Source organism: Klenkia sp. AC732, from assembly GCF_979256525.1.
In genome coordinates this window covers 1-5,630 of the sequence record NZ_CEEDOS010000081.1, presented here as the reverse complement: position 1 = coordinate 5,630, position 5,630 = coordinate 1, and the positions used below count along the sequence as shown (strand labels likewise).

Here is a 5,630-nt window from a genome sequence, read left to right as displayed (position 1 = left end):
GCGCGTCCGCTCCTTGAGAACTCAACAGCGTGCCGAAAGTCAGTGCCATATGTTCAACCCCAGTCACGGGGTGCCTTCGGGTTTGCCGTGATGGGTTCCTTTGGTTGATTGACATCGAGAGTGCCAACTCTTGGTTCTCAGCCGTGATCAAATCATCTACGGAGAGTTTGATCCTGGCTCAGGACGAACGCTGGCGGCGTGCTTAACACATGCAAGTCGAGCGAGGCCCACTCTTCGGGGTGGTGCCCTAGCGGCGAACGGGTGAGTAACACGTGGGCAACCTGCCCTCAGCTCTGGGATAACTCCAAGAAATTGGTGCTAATACCGGATACGACTTCCGACCGCATGGTCTGGTGGTGGAAAGATTTATCGGCTGAGGATGGGCCCGCGGCCTATCAGCTTGTTGGTGGGGTGATGGCCTACCAAGGCGACGACGGGTAGCCGGCCTGAGAGGGTGACCGGCCACACTGGGACTGAGACACGGCCCAGACTCCTACGGGAGGCAGCAGTGGGGAATATTGCGCAATGGGCGGAAGCCTGACGCAGCGACGCCGCGTGAGGGATGACGGCCTTCGGGTTGTAAACCTCTTTCAGCAGGGACGAAGCGAAAGTGACGGTACCTGCAGAAGAAGCACCGGCCAACTACGTGCCAGCAGCCGCGGTAATACGTAGGGTGCAAGCGTTGTCCGGAATTATTGGGCGTAAAGAGCTCGTAGGCGGTTTGTCGCGTCGGCTGTGAAAGCCCGGAGCTCAACTCCGGGTCTGCAGTCGATACGGGCAGACTAGAGTGTTGCAGGGGAGACTGGAATTCCTGGTGTAGCGGTGAAATGCGCAGATATCAGGAGGAACACCGGTGGCGAAGGCGGGTCTCTGGGCAACAACTGACGCTGAGGAGCGAAAGCGTGGGGAGCGAACAGGATTAGATACCCTGGTAGTCCACGCCGTAAACGGTGGGCGCTAGGTGTGGGGGCCATTCCACGGTCTCTGTGCCGCAGCTAACGCATTAAGCGCCCCGCCTGGGGAGTACGGCCGCAAGGCTAAAACTCAAAGGAATTGACGGGGGCCCGCACAAGCGGCGGAGCATGTTGCTTAATTCGATGCAACGCGAAGAACCTTACCTAGGCTTGACATGTGCGGAAATCCTCCAGAGATGGTGGGTCCGTAAGGGTCGCACACAGGTGGTGCATGGTTGTCGTCAGCTCGTGTCGTGAGATGTTGGGTTAAGTCCCGCAACGAGCGCAACCCTCGTTCTATGTTGCCAGCGCGTGATGGCGGGGACTCATAGGAGACTGCCGGGGTCAACTCGGAGGAAGGTGGGGATGACGTCAAATCATCATGCCCCTTATGTCTAGGGCTGCAAACATGCTACAATGGCCGGTACAAAGGGCTGCGATACCGCGAGGTGGAGCGAATCCCAAAAAGCCGGTCTCAGTTCGGATTGGGGTCTGCAACTCGACCCCATGAAGTTGGAGTCGCTAGTAATCGCAGATCAGCAACGCTGCGGTGAATACGTTCCCGGGCCTTGTACACACCGCCCGTCACGTCACGAAAGTCGGTAACGCCCGAAGCCGGTGGCCCAACCCCTTGTGGGAGGGAGCCGTCGAAGGCGGGATCGGCGATTGGGACGAAGTCGTAACAAGGTAGCCGTACCGGAAGGTGCGGCTGGATCACCTCCTTTCTAAGGAGCACTGGCCGGCCATGTCTGGGGGTAGTTCCTCGGTGGTTGGTCCAGAGTCACGCTCAGGCCGTGATGGTCGCCCAGTTGTGGGTGGCTGCGGGTGTCTGGGGTGTCGCTCACGGGTGGAACACTGACCAGTTCGGTTGAAGCCGCATGCCGGCTCCTAGTACAGCTCTCCTCGCTTCGGTGGGGGTTCAGGGTGGGAACGGGGATGGCGTGAGGGTGGAGGTCGTAGGCACGCTGTTGGGTCCTGAGGGAGCGGAACATCGTCTGCCCGGATCGGGCGCGTCATGAGCCACCGCGAGGTGGGTGTGGGGTGTCGGGTCGGGGTGGTGGTGTGTCTCCTTCTCGGGGCGATCACCTGTTCGTCACATCGTCTGTCCCTTTGGTGGGCGGGGTCTGGTGGCGGCAGTGGGGTGGTCGACTTCCCGCACTTTGAGAACTGCACAGTGGACGCGAGCATCTTGTAGGAAACAAAGACTCCTGCACTGATCGTCGGCGTGGTCTTGTTGTCGTTGCCTTCTGGTGGCGGTGGTGGGGTTCGTCGTGGTGGGTGTGGGTTTGTGTGTGTTCAAGTTAGTAAGGGCACACGGTGGATGCCTTGGCACCAGGAGCCGATGAAGGACGTAGGAGGCTGCGATAAGCCTCGGGGAGCTGTCAACCGAGCGTTGATCCGAGGATTTCCGAATGGGGGAACCCCGCACCAGTCATGTGGTGTGACCCACGCCTGAACACATAGGGCGTGTGGAGGGAACGTGGGGAAGTGAAACATCTCAGTACCCACAGGAAGAGAAAACAACCGTGATTCCGTGAGTAGTGGCGAGCGAAAGCGGATGAGGCTAAACCGATCACATGTGATAGCCGGCAGGCGTTGTGTGGTCGGGGTCGTGGGACGTTCTTAGATCTTCTGCCGAAGGTCTGGAGAGTCAGAAAAGTGTGTCGTTAGTGGAAGGCCTCTGGAAGGGGTCGCCATAGAGGGTGAGAGCCCCGTACACGAAAACGTGCACTCTCTCTTGAGCTCATCCCAAGTAGCACCGGGCCCGTGAAATCCGGTGTGAATCTGGCGGGACCACCCGCTAAGCCTAAATACTCCCTGGTGACCGATAGCGGACAAGTACCGTGAGGGAAAGGTGAAAAGTACCCCGGGAGGGGAGTGAAATAGTACCTGAAACCGTGTGCCTACAAGCCGTGGGAGCCTTATGCGTCTTCGGACGTGGGGGTGACTGCGTGCCTTTTGAAGAATGAGCCTGCGAGTTAGCGGTACGTGGCGAGGTTAACCCGTGTGGGGTAGCCGTAGCGAAAGCGAGTCCGAATAGGGCGATTGAGTCGCGTGCTCTAGACCCGAAGCCGAGTGATCTACCCATGGCCAGGTTGAAGCGCCGGTAAGACGGCGTGGAGGACCGAACCCACTTCAGTTGAAAATGGAGGGGATGAGCTGTGGGTAGGGGTGAAAGGCCAATCAAACTCGGTGATAGCTGGTTCTCCCCGAAATGCATTTAGGTGCAGCGTCACGTGTTTCTTGCCGGAGGTAGAGCACTGGATGGTCTAGGGGCCCCACAAGGTTACTGAAATCAACCAAACTCCGAATGCCGGTAAGTGAGAGCGTGGCAGTGAGACTGCGGGCGATAAGGTTCGTAGTCGAGAGGGAAACAGCCCAGATCAACAGCTAAGGCCCCTAAGCGTGTGCTAAGTGGAAAAGGATGTGGAGTCGCAGAGACAACCAGGAGGTTGGCTTAGAAGCAGCCACCCTTGAAAGAGTGCGTAATAGCTCACTGGTCAAGTGATTCCGCGCCGACAATGTAGCGGGGCTCAAGCACACCGCCGAAGCTTTGGCATTCATGCAATAGCCTGCCTTCTCTCTGCGGAGTGTTGGCCAGGTGTGTGGATGGGTAGGGGAGCGTCGTGTGGCGGTGGAAGCGGCGGAGTGATCCAGCCGTGGACGCCACACGAGTGAGAATGCAGGCATGAGTAGCGAAAGGGGAGTGAGAAACTCCCCCGCCGGATGACCAAGGGTTCCTGGGCCAGGCTAATCCGCCCAGGGTGAGTCGGGACCTAAGGCGAGGCCGACAGGCGTAGTCGATGGACAACGGGTTGATATTCCCGTACCCGCGAAAGAGCGTCCATGCTGAACCCAGCGATGCTAACCATCTGAAGCTCCGTGATCGTTGACCTTCGGGTTGATGACGTGTGGGTGGAACGTGGGACCCGGACTGGTAGTAGGCAAGCGATGGGGTGACGCAGGAAGGTAGTCCTACCGGTGAGTGGTAGTACCGGTGCAAGGGTGTGGCCCGGGATATAGGCAAATCCGTATCCCATGAGGGTGAGACCTGACGCATAGCCGAATGAGGCGAATTGGATGATCCTATGCTGCCGAGAAAAGCCTCTAGCGAGCTCTGAGCGGCCCGTACCCCAAACCAACTCAGGTGGTCAGGTAGAGAATACCAAGGCGATCGAGCGAACTGTGGTTAAGGAACTCGGCAAAATGCCCCCGTAACTTCGGGAGAAGGGGGGCCATCTACTGTCATCGAACTTGCTTCGGGCAGCGGTGGGTGGCCGCAGAGACCAGTGAGAAGCGACTGTTTACTAAAAACACAGGTCCGTGCGAAGTCGAAAGACGATGTATACGGACTGACGCCTGCCCGGTGCTGGAACGTTAAGGGGACGGGTTAGCTTTACGGCGAAGCTCAGAACTCAAGCGCCAGTAAACGGCGGTGGTAACTATAACCATCCTAAGGTAGCGAAATTCCTTGTCGGGTAAGTTCCGACCTGCACGAATGGCGTAACGACTTCTCAGCTGTCTCAACCACAGGCTCGGCGAAATTGCACTACGAGTAAAGATGCTCGTTACGCGCGGCAGGACGGAAAGACCCCGGGACCTTCACTACAGCTTGATATTGGTGTTCGGTTCGGTTTGTGTAGGATAGGTGGGAGACTGTGAAGCGGGCACGCCAGTGTTCGTGGAGTCGTCGTTGAAATACCACTCTGGTCGAATTGGATGTCTAACCTCGGTCCGTGATCCGGATCAGGGACAGTGTCAGGTGGGTAGTTTAACTGGGGCGGTTGCCTCCCAAAATGTAACGGAGGCGCCCAAAGGTTCCCTCAGCCTGGTTGGCAATCAGGTGTTGAGTGCAAGTGCACAAGGGAGCTTGACTGTGAGACCGACGGGTCGAGCAGGAGCGAAAGCTGGGACTAGTGACCCGGCACCGGCATGTGGAAGCGGTGTCGCTCAACGGATAAAAGGTACCCCGGGGATAACAGGCTGATCTTCCCCAAGAGTCCATATCGACGGGATGGTTTGGCACCTCGATGTCGGCTCGTCGCATCCTGGGGCTGGAGTAGGTCCCAAGGGTTGGGCTGTTCGCCCATTAAAGCGGCACGCGAGCTGGGTTTAGAACGTCGTGAGACAGTTCGGTCCCTATCCGCCGTGCGCGTAAGAGACTTGAGAAGAGCTGTCCCTAGTACGAGAGGACCGGGACGGACGAACCTCTGGTGTGCCAGTTGTTCCGCCAGGAGCATTGCTGGTTGGCTACGTTCGGCAGGGATAACCGCTGAAAGCATCTAAGCGGGAAGCTCGCTTCAAGATGAGGTCTCTCACCGGGTTGACCGGGTAAGGCCCCCGCCCAGACCAGCGGGTTGATAGGCCGGAAGTGGAAGCACCGCAAGGTGTGCAGCTGACCGGTACTAATAGGCCGAGGACTTGACCAACACATCTTGCTTTGATTGATCTACTGTCTCGCGTCCACTGTGCGGTTCTGAAAGTGCGGAACCAGCATTCCCCCGCCCGACACCCCTTTGACCGGGTGTGTGGGTGGAAACTTTCACAGCGTTACGGCGGTCATGGCGAGAGGGAAACGCCCGGTCTCATTCCGAACCCGGAAGCTAAGCCTCTCAGCGCCGATGGTACTGCCCGGGGGACTGGGTGGGAGAGTAGGACGCCGCCGGACATCATTCC

3 rRNA genes are annotated in these 5,630 nt (G+C 58.3%); all 3 read left to right on the top strand.

From position 1 onward, the window contains the following. Nucleotides 1–155 precede the first annotated feature (155 nt). The 3 genes from AC0IVP_RS21695 (at nt 156) to rrf (ending at nt 5,622) form a co-directional block, all read left to right on the top strand. Nucleotides 156–1,678, top strand: a 16S ribosomal RNA gene (locus tag AC0IVP_RS21695). Between the two features lie 569 nt (nt 1,679–2,247). Continuing rightward, nucleotides 2,248–5,383: ribosomal RNA gene (locus AC0IVP_RS21690) — 23S ribosomal RNA — on the top strand. Nucleotides 5,384–5,505: 122 nt separating this feature from the next. Continuing rightward, nucleotides 5,506–5,622, top strand: a 5S ribosomal RNA gene (gene rrf, locus AC0IVP_RS21685). Together the 16S, 23S and 5S rRNA genes form the textbook arrangement of a ribosomal RNA operon. Nucleotides 5,623–5,630 lie beyond the last annotated feature (8 nt).